Origin of the sequence: Chryseobacterium sediminis (genome assembly GCF_008386505.1) — a bacterium.
GTDB classification, from domain to species: Bacteria; Bacteroidota; Bacteroidia; order Flavobacteriales; family Weeksellaceae; genus Chryseobacterium; species Chryseobacterium sediminis.
Genome location: NZ_VUNZ01000001.1, coordinates 2,556,346 through 2,572,559 on the forward strand (window position 1 = coordinate 2,556,346; position 16,214 = coordinate 2,572,559).

Annotated in this window: 18 protein-coding genes; 9 read left to right on the forward strand and 9 right to left on the reverse strand. The window is 35.0% G+C overall.

What is annotated here, in order from left to right:
• Positions 1-35: 35 nt before the first annotated feature.
• Positions 36-509 carry a lipocalin-like domain-containing protein gene (locus FW780_RS11590; RefSeq protein ID WP_149833704.1) on the reverse strand — a complete coding sequence of 158 codons (474 nt, stop codon included), beginning with the start codon at positions 507-509 and terminating at the stop codon, positions 36-38.
• A gap of 198 nt (positions 510-707) precedes the next feature.
• Here FW780_RS11590 and FW780_RS11595 point away from each other — a divergent pair, with 198 nt between their 5' ends.
• From FW780_RS11595 to FW780_RS11605, 3 genes are read left to right on the forward strand one after another with little or no spacing between them, the layout of a single operon-like run.
• The gene (locus FW780_RS11595) at positions 708-1,685 is read left to right on the forward strand and encodes an acyltransferase family protein (protein WP_149833705.1); all 978 of its coding nucleotides are present in this window, start codon (positions 708-710) and stop codon (positions 1,683-1,685) included.
• A gap of 23 nt (positions 1,686-1,708) precedes the next feature.
• Positions 1,709-2,467, forward strand: a complete 759-nt coding sequence (locus tag FW780_RS11600; protein WP_149833706.1) for a glycosyltransferase family 2 protein — start codon at positions 1,709-1,711, stop codon at positions 2,465-2,467.
• Complete coding sequence (locus FW780_RS11605) at positions 2,467-3,093, forward strand: deoxyuridine 5'-triphosphate nucleotidohydrolase (protein WP_149833707.1); 627 nt, start codon at positions 2,467-2,469, stop codon at positions 3,091-3,093. The genes FW780_RS11600 and FW780_RS11605 overlap by 1 nt, the downstream gene beginning before the upstream one ends.
• Here the strand turns inward: FW780_RS11605 and FW780_RS11610 are convergent.
• The 7 genes from FW780_RS11610 to FW780_RS22410 all read right to left on the reverse strand — a co-directional run bounded on the left by FW780_RS11610 (position 3,085) and on the right by FW780_RS22410 (position 7,369).
• The gene (locus tag FW780_RS11610; protein ID WP_149833708.1) at positions 3,085-4,323 is read right to left on the reverse strand and encodes a 3-deoxy-D-manno-octulosonic acid transferase; all 1,239 of its coding nucleotides are present in this window, start codon (positions 4,321-4,323) and stop codon (positions 3,085-3,087) included. The two genes, FW780_RS11605 and FW780_RS11610, sit on opposite strands and share 9 nt — an antisense overlap.
• A gap of 5 nt (positions 4,324-4,328) precedes the next feature.
• On the reverse strand, positions 4,329-4,673 hold the full coding sequence (locus tag FW780_RS11615; protein ID WP_149833709.1) for a cupin domain-containing protein: 345 nt from the start codon (positions 4,671-4,673) through the stop codon (positions 4,329-4,331).
• On the reverse strand, positions 4,670-5,137 hold the full coding sequence (locus FW780_RS11620) for a DUF1648 domain-containing protein (RefSeq protein WP_149833710.1): 468 nt from the start codon (positions 5,135-5,137) through the stop codon (positions 4,670-4,672). The genes FW780_RS11615 and FW780_RS11620 overlap by 4 nt, the downstream gene beginning before the upstream one ends.
• 21 nt (positions 5,138-5,158) lie before the next feature.
• A complete protein-coding gene (locus FW780_RS11625) occupies positions 5,159-5,875 on the reverse strand; it encodes a C40 family peptidase (protein WP_149833711.1) in 717 nt (238 codons plus the stop codon).
• An 89-nt stretch (positions 5,876-5,964) separates the two neighbouring features.
• Positions 5,965-6,612, reverse strand: a complete 648-nt coding sequence (locus FW780_RS11630) for an O-methyltransferase (RefSeq protein ID WP_149833712.1) — start codon at positions 6,610-6,612, stop codon at positions 5,965-5,967.
• Positions 6,613-6,742: 130 nt separating this feature from the next.
• Positions 6,743-6,898 (reverse strand): CCPGW family putative bacteriocin, encoded by a 156-nt coding sequence (locus FW780_RS22780; RefSeq protein ID WP_407643675.1) that lies wholly within the window; start codon positions 6,896-6,898, stop codon positions 6,743-6,745.
• 297 nt (positions 6,899-7,195) lie between these two features.
• Positions 7,196-7,369: a hypothetical protein gene (locus FW780_RS22410; protein WP_167510679.1), complete on the reverse strand. Its 174-nt coding sequence runs from the start codon at positions 7,367-7,369 to the stop codon at positions 7,196-7,198.
• Positions 7,370-7,738: 369 nt separating this feature from the next.
• On the opposite strand from FW780_RS22410, the gene FW780_RS11635 reads away from it, so the two are divergent.
• Genes FW780_RS11635 through FW780_RS11645 form a run of 3 tightly spaced genes read left to right on the forward strand, consistent with a single transcriptional unit; the run spans position 7,739 to position 9,924 of the window.
• Entirely contained in the window at positions 7,739-8,332 is a 594-nt protein-coding gene (locus tag FW780_RS11635) for a hypothetical protein (RefSeq protein ID WP_149833713.1), read from the forward strand.
• 52 nt (positions 8,333-8,384) lie between these two features.
• On the forward strand, positions 8,385-8,957 hold the full coding sequence (locus tag FW780_RS11640; protein WP_149833714.1) for a hypothetical protein: 573 nt from the start codon (positions 8,385-8,387) through the stop codon (positions 8,955-8,957).
• Complete coding sequence (locus FW780_RS11645) at positions 8,941-9,924, forward strand: HTTM domain-containing protein (RefSeq protein WP_241676892.1); 984 nt, start codon at positions 8,941-8,943, stop codon at positions 9,922-9,924. The genes FW780_RS11640 and FW780_RS11645 overlap by 17 nt, the downstream gene beginning before the upstream one ends.
• Before the next feature lie 52 nt (positions 9,925-9,976).
• Here FW780_RS11645 and FW780_RS11650 read toward each other — a convergent pair whose 3' ends face one another.
• Positions 9,977-10,810, reverse strand: coding sequence for an OmpA family protein (locus tag FW780_RS11650; RefSeq protein WP_149833715.1), 834 nt, complete (start codon positions 10,808-10,810; stop codon positions 9,977-9,979).
• An 87-nt stretch (positions 10,811-10,897) separates the two neighbouring features.
• On the opposite strand from FW780_RS11650, the gene tilS reads away from it, so the two are divergent.
• The 3 genes from tilS to FW780_RS11665 all read left to right on the forward strand — a co-directional run bounded on the left by tilS (position 10,898) and on the right by FW780_RS11665 (position 15,977).
• Positions 10,898-12,247 carry a tRNA lysidine(34) synthetase TilS gene (gene tilS, locus FW780_RS11655; protein WP_149833716.1) on the forward strand — a complete coding sequence of 450 codons (1,350 nt, stop codon included), beginning with the start codon at positions 10,898-10,900 and terminating at the stop codon, positions 12,245-12,247.
• On the forward strand, positions 12,237-14,306 hold the full coding sequence (locus FW780_RS11660; protein WP_149833717.1) for a protein-disulfide reductase DsbD family protein: 2,070 nt from the start codon (positions 12,237-12,239) through the stop codon (positions 14,304-14,306). Before tilS ends, FW780_RS11660 begins: the two co-directional genes overlap by 11 nt.
• Positions 14,307-14,441: 135 nt before the next feature.
• The gene (locus FW780_RS11665) at positions 14,442-15,977 is read left to right on the forward strand and encodes a T9SS type A sorting domain-containing protein (RefSeq protein WP_149833718.1); all 1,536 of its coding nucleotides are present in this window, start codon (positions 14,442-14,444) and stop codon (positions 15,975-15,977) included.
• The last annotated feature ends 237 nt before the right edge of the window (positions 15,978-16,214 follow it).

Genomic DNA, 16,214 nt, shown 5'->3' on the forward strand with positions numbered 1-16,214 from the left:
GATGAGATCTGTTTTATATCCTGAAGTATATACTATTATTGAGTAACTCTTTTGAAGGTATATGTTCTTGTCTGGAATATCGTAGGATCCTGAGTCTCCTCTCTTACAGCAAGATTGAGCGTTGTATCATCCAAAGTAATAACTTTTGCATTTTGCGGCTCTACAATCCCCTGAATTTTCATTTGAACGTCTTTCCCTTCCTTATTATAAGTGTAATTGAATTTTATATCAGAAAGAATAGCACACTGCCCAGGTGTAGCGGTATCTCCCCAGTTCGTCTTACCTCCTTTGGAGTCAGCGCTGAAAAACCATCTGGTCTGCTTCTGACAGTCAGTATAAGTAATCGTGTTAGAAACCGGGTCTTCACCAGTCTCTACAGTGGTAACTACTTCTTTTAGCGGTTGCCATGTCCCAACCAGAGGAGCTTCCAGAACTGTATCATTGTTATCACTACATCCTGTAGCGGCAAACAAAGACAAACCTGCAAATAGTAATGCTAATTTCTTCATAGATCAATTTTTTCAAGCGCTAAAATTATAATTTTTTTGATTTATATTACTATTTTTTATGAAAAATTATTTCATCGACCTTTATTTATATATATTTTAAAACACTCAGACCTCATTTTCCCTTTATTTAACAAATATTGGATACATGGGTTCATTCATTTTATTAAAAAAGTTATTTTTGCAAGAAAGAAAATACAAATGCAGGATATTACGAAAAACAATTTTGATTTTATACGCGTTCTCCTTGCCTTTATTGTCTTCCTCGGACATCTAGGCACTCTCAGTAATTCTCCTGATCTTAAAATTTTTGAACACAGTCCTATAGAAATTGCTGTTTTCGGCTTCTTTGCAGTCAGTGGATTTCTTATCGCAAGGAGTTATGAAAGGTCTTCAAGCCTGAAAAGTTATTTAAAAAAGAGAATCAAAAGAATTGTTCCCGCTTACTTATTGGTTATTTTTTTATGTGCAATTTTATTAAGTTTGGTAAGTACCTATTCTTTCACCGAATATTTTAGCAATACACAGGTTTACAAATATCTTTTCTGGAATTCATTATTTTTAAATTTCAAAGCCCCATGGCTTCCTGGAGTTTTTGGGAATCAGGCAGTAAATGGCGCTCTCTGGACACTGAAAATAGAAATGTGTTATTATTTCGCTGTCCCCTTACTGTTTTTACTGTTCGGAAAGAAGAATAAATACAGAAATATAAGTTTGATTATTTTATACTTTCTGTCACTTATTTATCTTAATTATTTTGAATCATTAAATAAAATTTCACTTGCCAAACAGCTTCCAGGAACATTATCCTATTTTATCCCAGGAATGCTGATTTACTTTAATTTTGATAAATTCATCAGACATAAAAATATATTTTTCATCATCGCTCTCGCTACGGTTTGGATTGATTTATACTTAAAAATTCAGCTTTTTTCCCCAATGATGATTGGTGTTATCGTAATGTACATTGCCTATTCATTCAAATTCTTAAATAATTTCGGAAAATATGGTGATTTCACATATGGAATCTACATTTTCCACTTCCCAATTATCAGAACTTTCCAGACTTTAGGATTATTTGAAGATTATAATCCGTTTGTAATGGCTCTGGTATGCATGTTGGTGGTCATTGCTGTAGGGGTAAGCTCCTGGCATTTTTATGAAAAAAGATTTTTATAATTTTACAGTCTCAAAAAGCATAAATGAAAGATCTTGTCTCCATTATCACTCCCAGTTATAATTCTGCAGAATTTATCGAGGAAACCATACAGTCTGTTCTTAACCAAACCTACGAAAACTGGGAATGGCTGATTACTGACGACCTTTCCAAGGATAATACCGTTGAGATCATCAGAAAATACAATGATCCCAGAATAAAACTGCAGGTACTGGAAAAAAACGGCGGAGCAGGAAATGCCAGAAATAATAGTCTGGAAAGAGCTAATGGAAGATATATTGCGTTTCTCGATTCCGATGATCTGTGGTATCCCGAATACCTGGAAACGATGATTACTTTTCTTCAGCAAAATAACGCAGAACTGGCGTACTGCAACTATTCAAGATGTGATGAACACACAATGGAACCGATTTTAAAAGATTTTGAAGCTGATAAAATTGTTACTTTTTCTAATTTACTTAAAACCTGCAGACTAGCACCCGTTTCCACCATTTACGATACCAAAAGAGTCGGAAAATTTTTCTTTCCGGTAAAAAGCAAACGTGAAGATCACGTCATGTGGCTGAATTTGTTGAAAGTAATTCCTAAAGGTTATCCTGTACAAAAAACACTGGCAAAATACAGAATGCGCGAAAACAGTGTTTCCAGAAAGAAAAAAAATATCATCAAAGATCAATATCTTGTCTATAAAGATTTCATGGGATTTTCAACATTAAAATCATTGTACTATACGGCCAACTGGGCGCTGAACGGATTCCTGAAATATTCTAAAATTTTCAATTAATGGAGTATTCAAAAGAGTTCAAAGCCGCTCTGAGCGCTTTTTCCGGTACCGAGAAAGACAAACTTATTTTCAGACTTCTGAGAAAGGATAAATTATTGTCTAAAAAGCTTTATTTCGAGCTTATTGATCCGGAAACTACCGATGATAAGAGAAATGCAATGGAAGAAATTGTTGCAGAAAAAGTTCTTCTAGCCTCAAAATATACCGGAAATGTACCCTATTTCCTGACTATCATTAGAAAGATAAGCGCAGAAATCACTGAACACATTAAAATTACCACAGATAAATTCGGGGAAGTTTCACTGAATCTTCTTCTCGTTAATAAAATCCTGGAAAACAACAGTGACCTCAGCAGACAAAGGTTTGATAATGTTTACAAACTTTATATTTACATTATTAACAAAGTATTCAAATCTTTGACTCTTATTAAAAAGCTGGACGAGGATTACTGGATGGAAATTGATGAATATTTGCGTGACACTCAAGAGAAAATATTGGAGAACCACTATCTTCAAAAACTCTGTGTTAATAATGGTCTTGACATCAGCTGGCTGGAATGCGACAGAATTCCGGAAAACATAGATCAGATCATGAAGGAAATGAAAAGCCAGGGATATTTACGATAAAATTTTCTGCAGAATCATTTTGGAAGAATCAGGTTTTCCATTTACAAATTTCGCTGCATTTTGAGACATTTCTGTAAGCTCTTCCTGATTGTCTTCATTCATAAGGAATAAAACAAATTCTGCGGCTGTATATTCGTCTGGAAATGATTTTCCGCCATTTGCAGCATTCAGATCGTCAGCTTCCGGATTCTTTTTGTAATGATTTCCAAAAATTACGGGAACGCCAAAGGTTGCCGCTTCCAGAATATTATGAAGTCCTGCATCATGAAAACCACCTCCTACAACAGCTGCATCTGCATAAGAATATAGTTTTGAAAGTAAACCAATGCTGTCTATAATCAGAATTTGAGCGTTGTTGATTGGTTGTTGAGGGTTTTGGATTTCGCTGTATAGTAACGCATCCGGAAACATATTTTTCAAATGCTCTACTCTTTTCAGCTCGTGCGGGGCGATAATGAGTTTCACCCTATTATTTTTGCGGGAAACTACTTCTGCTATTTTTTCTTCAGCCTGCCATGAACTCCCAAAAACTACTGCTTTATGATCTCCTTTGAAGTCTGCAATAAAGTCTACATGATTGTTCCGGTCACGAAGTTGTTTTACTCTGTCAAATCTTGTATCTCCCGTTACAGAAGACTTTATCAATCCAACACTTTTGGCCAGGGCTAAGGAAAACTGAGTCTGATGAAAAAACCAATCTACATCTTTCTTCAGCTGCTTTACAAACCATTTCCCGTAGGAAGTAAAGAAGGATTGTCTTTCATAAAACAGGGCGGAAATAACATAGATCTTTGTCCCTTTATTTTTCAGTTCAGCAAGCAGATTATACCAATAATCATATTTAACCGTAAAAAATAGTTCAGTATTAAACTGTGATATAAATTCCTTTACAGTACTTTTTTTATCGAACGGCAAGTAACAAATAACGTCTGCAATGTGTTTTTTCTTAACGACATTTTCATATCCTGATGGAGAAAAAAAAGTTACTAAAACTTTATGTTGGGGAAAATTCTCTTTAAGCTTTTCCAAAACGGGCAGTCCCTGCTCATATTCTCCCAAACTGGCAGCATGCATCCAGATGACTTTATCTGTTTTTGTAAATACCGATTTTACTTTATCTAAAGACTGCTTTCTTCCTTCAACGCCTTTTTTAGTTTTGTCATTAATCAATGCAAAAACCTTCATCCCAAAAGTAAGGAGACCGATAAATATATTGTATAGAAAAGCCATTTTAATTATTCTTTTATTTCAATTCTATCCTGATCCGCAGGTGGATTGGATATGACTAAAAACTCAATTTCTTCGACAGATTCATTGGAGATAAAATGTTTTGATCCTGGTGCAATGGAAATAGACTCTCCTTGCTTAACCGAAAATTTTTCTTCATTGATATAGAATACAGCTTCTCCTTTCAGAATATAAAAAAATTGCTCAGCCACTTTGTGAAAGTGTAGTTTTTCTGAAGTTCCTGCAGGCATCTTTTCCTGCTTTACGGATAAGCTTTTTGTATTTTTCAGAATCCAGCTGTCACAGTGGTTTCCCCAGGTATAATGTTCTGAATTATCTTTAGAATGTATCATTTAAATAGATGAGAAATAAAAAGTAGTGCAGGAGTAAATAACACAACGGATAAAAATATAGTGGCAAATGAAATTCTAGGCTTAGCTTTATCATCTACAGCATATCTGAACATATAGTCCTGAATATTTGTAAAAATGACTGCCAGCACTACAAAAAGAATTCTTAACCCTATTTTCATAATTAAAAACTGAGCATTCATATTCTGATCTGTAATTTCCACAGGAAAATTAGTGTCTTCAGGATGTCTTAATCCATAGACGAACAGGGCATATAGTCCAAGAGCTAATACAGGCATCAGAAATGCATATATTTTCCCTCCAAATCCATCAGCCTTTCCTTCCATATCAAAATGTACAGGAATTCTCTCTGGTAATGCGCTATAGTTTTTCAGGGTAAACCACCACAGAAAAGCGACCCATCCAAAATTAAAAATATCAAAAATTGTAAAAAGAATATTTTCCATTTCAGATGTGATTAATTTGGATTAAATTACACTTTTCAGTACTCTCAGTTTGTGAGTATGTTTGTTCATTTCTTTATTGAAAATCCCTGTAGAATCCAATGTGTCAATTCTTACTTTTCCGGAAGCATGAATGATTTTTTGATTATCCAGCATAATGCCTACATGAATAATTTTTCCTTCTGCATTTTCAAAGAAAGCAAGATCTCCCGGCTGTGTTTCTTCTATGAAAGTAAGCGGTTCTCCTACCTCAGCCTGTTGAGAAGCATCTCTCGGAATTTTTATATTGTGAATTTTATATACCAATTGAGTAAATCCTGAACAGTCTACAGCAAAAAAACTTTTACCTCCCCAAAGGTAAGGTACATTAAGGAATTCTTTTGCCGTCAGGGCAATACTTTCACGTACATCATGACTTCTCCTTGAAGCAACCACCGGAAACTCCACTTCTGACCCCATAGAAAGTAAGGTCTTTCCATCATTCATTAACACGGAAGAAAAATCTTCAGTAACAACAGTCACTTTTCTGCCTGCAAGCTCTTCATCTGTTACCGGTTTCAGCTGTTTGGTATCCATCCATCCTTCATAGCCGTCGTAGTGCATTTTTATTTTGGTCCAGTTTTTATCTACTTCCAAAATATCTGCACTTTCTCCAAACAATATTTCCGTAACAATTTCAGCTCTGTCAGAATTTTCTGCACGAACCGGCGCTACTGTAACAATACAAATTCCTTTATTCATTAACTCTCAATTTAAAGATTGAATAATTTAAAGATAGACAAAATACAATCTGCATCCTCTTTAAATGCTCTCATCTTTGGATATTTTAATTACTTTCTGCGAAGAAAGTTCACTCCATCACGCAAAGGTAAAATAAGATTTTCAAAATCTTCATCTTTTGCTGCCAAATCATTTAACTCCTGGATAGACTGGGTAGATTTTAGCTTTGGGTTTTCTTCCAGCACTTTTCCATACCATAAAACATTATCAAACAGGATTACGGTTCCGGATTTAGTGTGTGGTTTGATCAATCTAAAATATTCCGCATAATTTTCCTTGTCAGCATCCACAAAAATCAGATCAAAAAACTCTTCTGTTTCTTTTAAAAATTCTTTGGCATCCTGAAGTTTAAAATCTATCTGACTGGCATATTCACTTGACTCAAAATACTTTTTCGGCAGATAAGCAAGATCTTCGTTTACATCCAGCGTAGTAATTTTCCCGTCTTTCGCTAATCCTGATGCAAGGCATAGTGTAGCATATCCTGTGAATGTTCCTATTTCCAAAATACTTTTCGGCTGCAGCATTTGGGAAATAATAGTAAGTAACCTTCCCTGCTGGTATCCGGAAATCATGTGAGGCTGTGTTGTTTTCTGGTAAGTCTCTCTTCTCAGTTTTTTCAGAATTTCGGATTCCGAAGAAGCGTGTGCTTCCAAATATCTGTCCATTTCAGGATTCTTTTCTTCAAAAAAACTCATACCATTTTAATTTAAAACAAATTTAAGGATTTTAAAGCTAGTTTTTAAATTCAACAAGAAGATACAAAAAAAGAGAGAAATTAATCCCTCTCTTTTTCTTAGCCAGATCTAAATTTTATGTGAAAAATCATTATACTGCTATACAATATTGTCTTATACCAGCACAAACCCATCCTGGGCAACATTTTGTTTGTGGGCTAGTACAAAATATCTGTGGATTACACCCTCTAATAGCACCTTGTACAGTTTTCATTTCTGCTCTTGAAAGTTTTTTTGAATTTTTCATAATTATTTTGTTTAGTATTAATTTCCTACTCTTTAAGATTTTCGGACACCTCTCTATTTATTTCCTTTTAAAGGGATTTAAATATACACATTCTTTTGTTAACCAAAGAATTACAACGCATATAATTGATTGGAAATTAAAAATTTACATTATACCGGGAAAAACCCCATATAAAATACCGTGAAAATACGGATGGTATTTTTGTGGTATTCGTTATAAGTTTGCAATAAGAATAAGGGGTAAAAACACTAAGAGAAACAAGATGATTGCAGGAGAGACACAAACTAACCATGAGAATCACAAAAAAGTTATGCTGAAAAGCAGAACTGATTCTTCTGCAGCAAAAACTAAGAAAGAAATATCCACTTCATTTTTGCTACGAATTATTTCGCTCCTGAAAAAGGAAGAATTAATTTGATTAAAAAATAAATCCCGGCCACCTTCGGGATTTATTTTTGCTTTAAAGCCCATACTATTTCTTTTTTAAGCTCATCAGCTATTCTATCGGATCAACAGTCTAATCCCATTCCGGGAACAAATTTTTTCCAATTTTAATTCAAAAGAACTTTTCTGAGTTCATCCGAAAAATCTTTATTCCAAGCATCAACAAAACAATCTGAATTACCCTCAGACAGCCCGTTATTTCGGGGTTCCAATCTTTACATTCTTTACATTTCAGTATTAACAGGGTAAAGTCCTCTCAAAAAAACAGGATAAACACTTATTCTTAAGCACCTACATAATTCTACATTTGATCTAAGTTTCTCAACCATGAAACACTCACACCGAGGAGGCCCCCGAAAATCCTAAAACAGAGTAGGGATATTTTAAAACAACCACATGAAAACAAAGACTTTATTTTTAATTGGAGCAATAGTGGGACTTGTTATGATATTTTCCCAGCTAAAGCCTCAGGAAATGTCTTTTTATAAAGAAAAAGGCAATTACATTGTAGACAACAACTACATCCTTAAAGATGTGAAAAAAATTTCTGATGAAGACATGAAGAGTTTATTGAAACTGCAAAAACTCCATCAGAATAGTTTGGGTACCAATTTTATTATTTACAAAATCAACAGACAGTATATTATCCGGGGATGTTTAATGAAAGCTAATATCGACTGGAAAAAATATGGTGATTTAAGAGCTAAAGTAGACGGCATCCTGAAAAAATACGGAGCCAAAGAACTTGGAACAGATTATTATGCTATTCAAAACAATCAGGTTGCAACCAATGCTGCCCTGCTGAGTCAGAAAGATATTGCTTCTTTAGGTAAACTTACCGTAAGAGGTGCTGAAGAATATACGATCTGTCCGCCAACTATGGGAAGAAAAAATCTTACGAATGTGATCATAAAATCTTACAAAGTCAATACAGCTATTGATCCAAGAATCAATGTAAAACTTAATAATGTATTGGTTAACTACAAATAACAGTTAAAGGCTGTTTTTGTTCTGAAGACAGCCTTTTCTTAAAACTTTTGTCATGAAAAAAAAGCTTCAGTTATCCGGAATTTTCATTATTCTATTGATTGTATTCACAATTGGTATGAAGGGAACATTTGATGGCTACTACGGTTTTTATTATGAAAACAAAAACTATGATAAGCCTTTGGCATATGTAATATCAGAGAATATTGCTCAATCAAAACCTGTCAATATGTTTACGGCTTATACCGGATTTGATACAGGATATGGCTTTTATGCACCGAATGTTGCCAGTGATTTTGTGATGAGCTTTGAACTGAAAGACAAGAATGGAAATATTCTGGAACAAAAGACCATGCCTTATTTCAAAAGCAAGGAGAGCAGAGTGAGATACACTACTGTCTTTAATATGTTTCTGGATAAGATTTCCGACAAAAATACATACGACAAAAAATATTATCAGTATCTGGACATTATTATCAGACAAATTGCAGCACACGTGATGAAAGAAAATCCTAAAGCATCAAGTGTTACAACAAAACTTTATCTGTACGACTACCCTTCTATTGCAGATTTCAGACAGGGAAAAACGAATGAAAATCTTATTCTTATTGATGAATTCAAACATTAAAGTGATGAAAAAGCTGAATGTACTTTATACCAAAATTGAAAACTTCTTTTTCAAAAAGGACAGTCAAACGGAATTCTTAAGCTTCTTCCGCGTTGCTATAGGAACTGTTATCCTCTTACAATTTCTTGCAGTGATACCGGATTTTGATAAATTATTTTCAAGCAACAGTATCATTCCACAGGATATTATGAGTGTTTTCACGCCTGACTGGTTGATTACTTTCTCAAAAATTGTCACCTTTTTACAGGGCTTCGGTATTGAAGAAAGTACAACAATTGTGATGACTAAAATATCATTTATCACATTGTGTATTTTGATCATTACCGGATTTTATTCCAGAATTTCTGCCTTTTTGCTATTACTACTGCAGATTGCGTTACTCAAAGGAAGCTCTTTCTTTGCGTATGGTGCAGACTTTTTCACAAGTATGTCTTTATTTTATCTGATACTTTTTCCTTCTGATCAACATTTTTCGTTGAGAAATTTCATTTTCCGTAGAAAACCTGAAGATATTAATTTCACTCCGGTCAAAAGATTATTTCAGATTCATATTTCTATTGCTTATTTCTTTTCCGGACTGGATAAAGCATTAGGTTTCAACTGGTGGAATGGTGAATCTATCTGGAAAGCCATTCATCTGCCCTATTCCAACAGAGATCTGAATATTGATTTCAGCTGGCTTATAGAACATTCTTATCTCTTAAGTTTCATGGGATGGAGTACGATTATCATCGAGATGTGCTACCCGTTTTTCATCTGGTATAAACCAACACAAAAAACATGGCTTTTCCTCACTGTTTCTATGCATATAGGAATTGCACTCGTTCTTAATTTATACTATTTTTCAGCCATTATGATTGTATGGAATATAACCAATTTTTATTTTGAGCAAACCGCTAAAAAACCAGTTCTTTCTTCAAAGAAAGAAATATCAGCTCATTATATTCCGAAACAGATTAACTCATAAAAAAACAAATCCCGAATTGCTTCGGGATTTATTTTTATGTAGGGTTGAGTGATTATTTCTTAGGAGCGATATCCATCAGTTTCATGAACTCATCTAGCTTAGGCATAATGATGATTTCCGTTCTTCTGTTTTCTCCTCTGCCCGAAACGCTCATGTTTGTCGCTTTAGGGTTGTATTCAGAACGACCACCAGCTGTAATTCTTGCAGGATCTACTCCAAACTGAGTCTGAAGAACTTTAGCCACGGAAGTACCTCTTAATGCAGAAAGATCCCAGTTGTCTCTTGGAAGATTAGGAGAATTCAACGGAGCATTATCCGTATTACCTTCAATCAATACTGAATATTTATCATAATCATTGATTACTTTAGCTACTTTGCCTAACACTTCCTGAGCAGCAGGCAGAATGTTGTAATCTCCTGTTTTATATAACATATTGTCTGAAAGAGAGATCATTACCACTCCTTTCAATACCTTCACCTGTACATCCTGATCAGATACATTATCTAAAGATCTTTTCAGTTTGTTAGACAATGCCAGGTTCAAGCTGTCATTCTTAGCGTTGTTAGAGATCAATTGCTTGATATAAGAATTGGAAGCATTGATTTCTCCTACCAGTTTATCAATATTTGCAGAGCTTTTCCCGGTGTTGGAAAGACATGCATCAAGTGATGATTTTAAAGCATCATGTTGGCTTTTCAGTAAGTTGTTTTCGCCGGCCAATGCAGAGTTCTGAGATTTCAAATCCTGAATTTCTCTCTGTCTTTCTCCGATATTTTCAATACACTGCTTATAGTTTGTGCTTAAAGCATCATACTGCTTCTTGCTGACACAAGATGTCATTCCCAGCGCCATTGCAGAAACTGCTACAATTTTTAAAATCTTCATAAATAATCTTTTTTAGACTACTCAAAGTTAGGAAAATTCAATTGAATTATATCGGTTATCTTTGCATAAAAGAAATTCTCAACATATATGTTGGAAAAATCAAGCTTTATCAGTCAATTAAAAAACCTTGTTCACGAACCGGAAAACCATACGTATCTTCTGGCAGTAAGCGGAGGTGCAGACTCTATGGTTCTTGCCTCTTTATTCAGGGATTTAGGGAACGAAATCAAAGGTTCAAAATTTCAGTTTCAGGTTGCTCATATCAATTATAAACTCCGTGGTAATGATTCTGATCTGGATCAAAACACGGTTCAGAATTTTTGTGAGAAAAATCATATAAAATTTCATTTGTATGAAGTTTCAGAAAAGGATAGAAAACCTGATAATTCTATTCAGCTCTGGGCAAGGGAACTTCGATATACTTTTTTTAAAGAAATTCAGGAAAAAGAAAAACTGGAATTTCTTGTTACCGCTCATCATCTGAATGACCAACTGGAAACATTCATCATCAACCTTTCCAAAGCTTCCGGCATCAATGGACTCAGTGGAATTCCATCGAATGACAATTATATTCTCAGACCTCTTTTACATTTTTCAAAAAAAGAAATTTATCAGTTTGCTGAGGAGAATACGATTGAATTCCGGGAAGATTTGTCTAATAAAAAAAATGATTATCTGAGGAATAAGATTAGAAATGAGATTGTTCCGGCACTGATGGAAACCAACGATCATTTTCTGGAAAACTTCAAAAAAAGCTCTTTGTATCTGAATCAAACTAAAGATTTTGTCCGAAAACAGATTCAGGAAATAGAAAATAGTCTTACGGTATTTAACCAAAACAATAAAATCTTATCAAAGGAAAAGCTGGATCAGGAAAGCGATTTCGTAAAATTTGAAATTTTAAAAAAATACGGATTCAACCAGGAGGAAGAAATCCCTAAAATTTTTAAAGCCGAAAATAACAGTTCATTTTTTTCAAAAGAATATCAGTTGATTGTCAACCGTGATGAGCTGATTTTTATTGATAAAAGAAACGAAAAGGAAATTGAAGAGGAAATAATCCTGATTGATCATTTTGATTTTTCCAAAAACCAGATCAGCATCAATCTCGTAGATTACATTGAAAGCATTGATGGAATCAATAAAGCGTTTGAATGGGATTTTGATGCAGACAAACTTCATTTCCCGCTACGTTTGAGAAAACAAAAAGAGGGCGATGAGTTGTATCCAACCGGTTTTTCCGGGAAAAAGAAAGTTTCTAAGTTTTTTAGGGACGAAAAATTATCTATTTTAGCGAGGCAAAAAATCTGGATACTGACTGACAGTAATGATTCTGTACTTGGGATCATCCCTTTCAGGCAGGACAGAAGATATGTAACGAATGAGAAGACAAAATGGAGTCTCAAAATTTTTAATGAAATGAACAATGAAATTTAGAAATTGGTTTTTATTAATTCTATTATTTTTAGCGACAGGGATTAATGCGCAGATAAAAAATCCCGTAAAGTTTAAATTCACTATCAACGATCTTGGAAATAATCAGTACGAAGCGGTATTGAATGCTACCATGGAAAGCGGATGGCACATTTACTCAAAGGATTTACCGGAAGACACCGGAATTCCCACTGAATATAAAGTTACAGGAAAGAATATCGAGCTAATCGGCAAGTTTACCGAAGTAGGTAAAAAACATGAAGAATTTTCTGAAGCTTTTGGGGGAACAATTGTTTTTTACTCCAATTCAGCCGGGTTTAAGCAGAAATTTAAATTAAAAGACCCTGCCAAACCTGCGGATGTTACTTCTGAGATTACATACCAGACCTGTGACGACAGAGTTTGTCTGGCTCCCAATACATTAGAATTCAACCAAAAAGTTACTCCAAAGGGAGCAACGGAAGAGGCTACAACTGAGGAAACGGCTGGTCCTGTAAAAGATTCAGTAAAAATAACTGAAACAGTTACTGAAAACCCTGCAAAAACAGAGGCTACAGTGACAGAAACCTCAAAACTGGATCCTAAGCAATTAAAAATTGCAACAATAGATTTCAAAAAGCCATTGACGGATTGTGGTACAGCTTCTACTAAAGTGGATGAAAATTACTGGACGTATTTATTCCTTGGGTTCATCGGAGGGTTAATCGCTTTGCTTACTCCTTGCGTTTTCCCAATGATTCCATTAACCGTTTCATTCTTTACAAAAGGTAGCAAGAACAAGGCAAAAGGAAAAAGAGATGCCCTTATTTATGGGTTTTTCATTCTTCTTATCTTCGTTTTATTGAGTATTCCTTTCCACATTATTGACGGAATTGCAGGAAATATCTTCAACGAGATTTCTACCAGTGTATGGCTGAATATTGCCTTCTTCATCATATTTATCTTCTTTGCCGGAAGTTTCTTCGGGTATTATGATATTACCTTACCAAGTTCTATTGCCAATAAATCTTCTAAAGCGGAAGAAGCAGGAGGGCTTATCGGTATTTTCTTCATGGCATTAACACTGGTTATTGTTTCTTTCTCTTGTACAGGACCTATTTTAGGGAGTTTACTTGGAAGTGCAGTAACAGGTTCTACCAATGTTCCGATGTTATTGACCTTTGCATTGGCAGGATTCGGGCTTGCATGGGCAATTATTTTTGGATTGCTGGCATTATTCCCTCAGGCACTGCAAAGCCTTCCGAAATCCGGAGGATGGATGAATACGGTAAAGGTAGTTTTAGGTTTCGTAGAATTGGCCTTAGCTTTGAAATTCTTATCTAAAGCAGATCTTGTTTCTAAGACATTCTTCTTAAAAAGAGAACTTTTCATCGCAATATGGATTATCGTTGCATTAGGATTAGCATTATATTTATTAGGATTCATCAGATTCCCGCATGATGATAAAAAACCTAAAATATCTATTACAAGAAAAATATTAGGTGCATTGGGAATTGGTTTTGTAATCTACTTAATCCAGGGATTAATACCATCTGACCGTCCGAAACTTCAACTATTAAGCGGAATCTTACCTCCACTGAATGTAAGCTATTTCCATGATGAAAAAGACGGAATTCTAGGAATGCATCCGGAACACGACTTCTTTAAAGCAATAGAACTTGCCAAAAAAGAAGATAAACCCATCCTGATTGACTTCACAGGATACGGTTGTGAAAACTGTAGAAAAATGGAAGAATTTGTTTGGAGTGAACCGGATATCTTACCCATCCTTCAGAATGATGTAGTATTAGCATCTTTATATGTGGATGATAAGGAAGAGCTTCCAGAGGATCAAAAAACTAAAATTGACCTTGGTGAAGGACAGATTAAAAAAGTAAAAACAATTGGTGACAGATGGAGCTTATTCCAACAGGTTAACTTTAATAATAACTCGCAGCCTCACTATGTTTTAATAACTCCGGACGGAAAAGTAATCAACACTCCGGTTTCAGGGTATATGCCAAAAGAGGATTTCAAGAAGTTCTTGGAATGCGGAGTCAATTACTATAAAAAGAGTAAATAAAACATTTACATATCATTGAAAAACTCACACTTTACCGTGTGAGTTTTTTATTATAATGAATTAAATAAACAATAAAACACCAAACGTAGTGTAAAATTAATTATATTTGAATAACTATCACCAATTCAAATACATATGAGATATCATACATTTACTTTTTTATTTCTTACCTGTTCATTATTCACAGCTCAGACTGCTCCATCCATAGAATGGCAGAAGGCTTTGGGAGGCACTCAAAGTGAAGCAGCCAATTCTACAGTACAAACTTCTGATGGAGGGTATATTATGGCGGGAATTACCTCTTCCAACAATGGAAATGTGAGTGGAAACCATGGTGAGGGAGATGGCTGGATAGTAAAAATGGATGCCAGTGGAAATATACAATGGCAAAAAGCACTGGGAGGAAGCAATAATGATGTGATTCAGTATATCCGCCAAACTACAGACGGAGGATACATTGCTGCCGGATCTTCCAAATCCGTTGACGGAGATGCTACAGTAAACCATGGAAATTTTGATTTCTGGGTGATAAAATTGGATACCAATGGAACTATACAATGGCAAAAATCTTTAGGAGGAAGTGGTCTTGATGAAGCTCAATCTATTCAGCAGACCTCCGATGGAGGATACATTGTTGCAGGCAGCTCCAGCTCTAACGATGGGGATGTGAGTGGAAGTCAGGGGGGACAAGACTATTGGGTTGTAAAATTGAATAATACCGGCAATATACAATGGCAGAAATCACTGGGCGGAAGTGATAGCGATCAGCTAAGTTCTGTTCAGCAAACTTCTGATGGAGGATACATTATTGCCGGAACCACCGTATCTACAGATGGTCATGTTACCGTAAGCTACGGAAACAATGATTTCTGGGTAGTGAAGCTTGACCTTTCCGGAAATATACAATGGGAAAAAACATTGGGTAATATTGGTGATAATATGGGATATTCTGCACAACAGACTTTCGATGGCGGATATATCGCTGTGGGTACTTCTTATGACCCCTCAAACCTTGAAAACGGACTTCCTGATTATTGGGTTGTAAAATTAAATAATAACGGAGTTATACAATGGGATAAATATTTTGGAGGAAGCCTTCATGACAACGCAGTAACTATACGTCAAACTCCTGAATGGGACTATATTGTCGGAGGCTGGACAATTTCCAATAATGGCCAGGTAACCGGAAATCATGGCGATCTGGACTTTTGGATTGTAAAACTGGATACAAACGGAAACCTGAAATGGGAAAAAACACTGGGAGGTCCAGACACCGAATACTTTAGCTCTATTGAGTTAACCAATGATAATGGTTATATTGTTTCAGGAAATACTCAATCAACAAGTGGAGACATTACAGGACATCATGGTCTAATTGATGCCTGGGTAGTGAAACTAAGTCCGGAACAGCTGGGAATCTCAGAAAATGAAAAGGTAAATAAGCCTAACCTCTACCCCAACCCCTCGAAGGATTTCTTTTATGTAGATCATCTTCCCAAAGAAACTGTTATCAGCATCGTGGATATGTCCGGAAGAAAACTTTTCTCTCAAAAATATAATGAAGAAAAAATTAAGATCAATACTTCAGACTTCACAGAAGGAATTTATATGATTCAGATAAAAAGCAAAGAAGAAATTATTTTGTCAAAGAAAATAACCGTCAGCAGATAAATTATTGATAAACCTATCATTTAAAACTCACACAATAAAGTGTGAGTTTTTTTGTGGACCTTCAGACAAAGAGTATATTAAAATTCAATAATCAGCCAACCAACAACATCGTAGTTATCCGTTTTAATAATTAAAGATACATGAATGTTTAATTTGTTATAAAAACAATCAATAGATTCATGAATCTATTGATTATTCACTAAACAAGGCATGTGTTTTGTAAGAATTTTTCAACAA

What these genes read in the sequence shown, in the direction of transcription:
- FW780_RS11590 (WP_149833704.1), bottom strand. Translation starts at nt 509, where the DNA reads ATGAAGAAATTAGCATTACTATTTGCAGGTTTGTCTTTGTTTGCCGCT.
- FW780_RS11595 (WP_149833705.1), top strand. Translation starts at nt 708, where the DNA reads ATGCAGGATATTACGAAAAACAATTTTGATTTTATACGCGTTCTCCTT.
- FW780_RS11600 (WP_149833706.1), top strand. Translation starts at nt 1,709, where the DNA reads ATGAAAGATCTTGTCTCCATTATCACTCCCAGTTATAATTCTGCAGAA.
- FW780_RS11605 (WP_149833707.1), top strand. Translation starts at nt 2,467, where the DNA reads ATGGAGTATTCAAAAGAGTTCAAAGCCGCTCTGAGCGCTTTTTCCGGT.
- FW780_RS11610 (WP_149833708.1), bottom strand. Translation starts at nt 4,323, where the DNA reads ATGGCTTTTCTATACAATATATTTATCGGTCTCCTTACTTTTGGGATG.
- FW780_RS11615 (WP_149833709.1), bottom strand. Translation starts at nt 4,673, where the DNA reads ATGATACATTCTAAAGATAATTCAGAACATTATACCTGGGGAAACCAC.
- FW780_RS11620 (WP_149833710.1), bottom strand. Translation starts at nt 5,137, where the DNA reads ATGGAAAATATTCTTTTTACAATTTTTGATATTTTTAATTTTGGATGG.
- FW780_RS11625 (WP_149833711.1), bottom strand. Translation starts at nt 5,875, where the DNA reads ATGAATAAAGGAATTTGTATTGTTACAGTAGCGCCGGTTCGTGCAGAA.
- FW780_RS11630 (WP_149833712.1), bottom strand. Translation starts at nt 6,612, where the DNA reads ATGAGTTTTTTTGAAGAAAAGAATCCTGAAATGGACAGATATTTGGAA.
- FW780_RS22780 (WP_407643675.1), bottom strand. Translation starts at nt 6,898, where the DNA reads ATGAAAAATTCAAAAAAACTTTCAAGAGCAGAAATGAAAACTGTACAA.
- FW780_RS22410 (WP_167510679.1), bottom strand. Translation starts at nt 7,369, where the DNA reads ATGGGCTTTAAAGCAAAAATAAATCCCGAAGGTGGCCGGGATTTATTT.
- FW780_RS11635 (WP_149833713.1), top strand. Translation starts at nt 7,739, where the DNA reads ATGAAAACAAAGACTTTATTTTTAATTGGAGCAATAGTGGGACTTGTT.
- FW780_RS11640 (WP_149833714.1), top strand. Translation starts at nt 8,385, where the DNA reads ATGAAAAAAAAGCTTCAGTTATCCGGAATTTTCATTATTCTATTGATT.
- FW780_RS11645 (WP_241676892.1), top strand. Translation starts at nt 8,941, where the DNA reads ATGAATTCAAACATTAAAGTGATGAAAAAGCTGAATGTACTTTATACC.
- FW780_RS11650 (WP_149833715.1), bottom strand. Translation starts at nt 10,810, where the DNA reads ATGAAGATTTTAAAAATTGTAGCAGTTTCTGCAATGGCGCTGGGAATG.
- tilS (WP_149833716.1), top strand. Translation starts at nt 10,898, where the DNA reads ATGTTGGAAAAATCAAGCTTTATCAGTCAATTAAAAAACCTTGTTCAC.
- FW780_RS11660 (WP_149833717.1), top strand. Translation starts at nt 12,237, where the DNA reads ATGAAATTTAGAAATTGGTTTTTATTAATTCTATTATTTTTAGCGACA.
- FW780_RS11665 (WP_149833718.1), top strand. Translation starts at nt 14,442, where the DNA reads ATGAGATATCATACATTTACTTTTTTATTTCTTACCTGTTCATTATTC.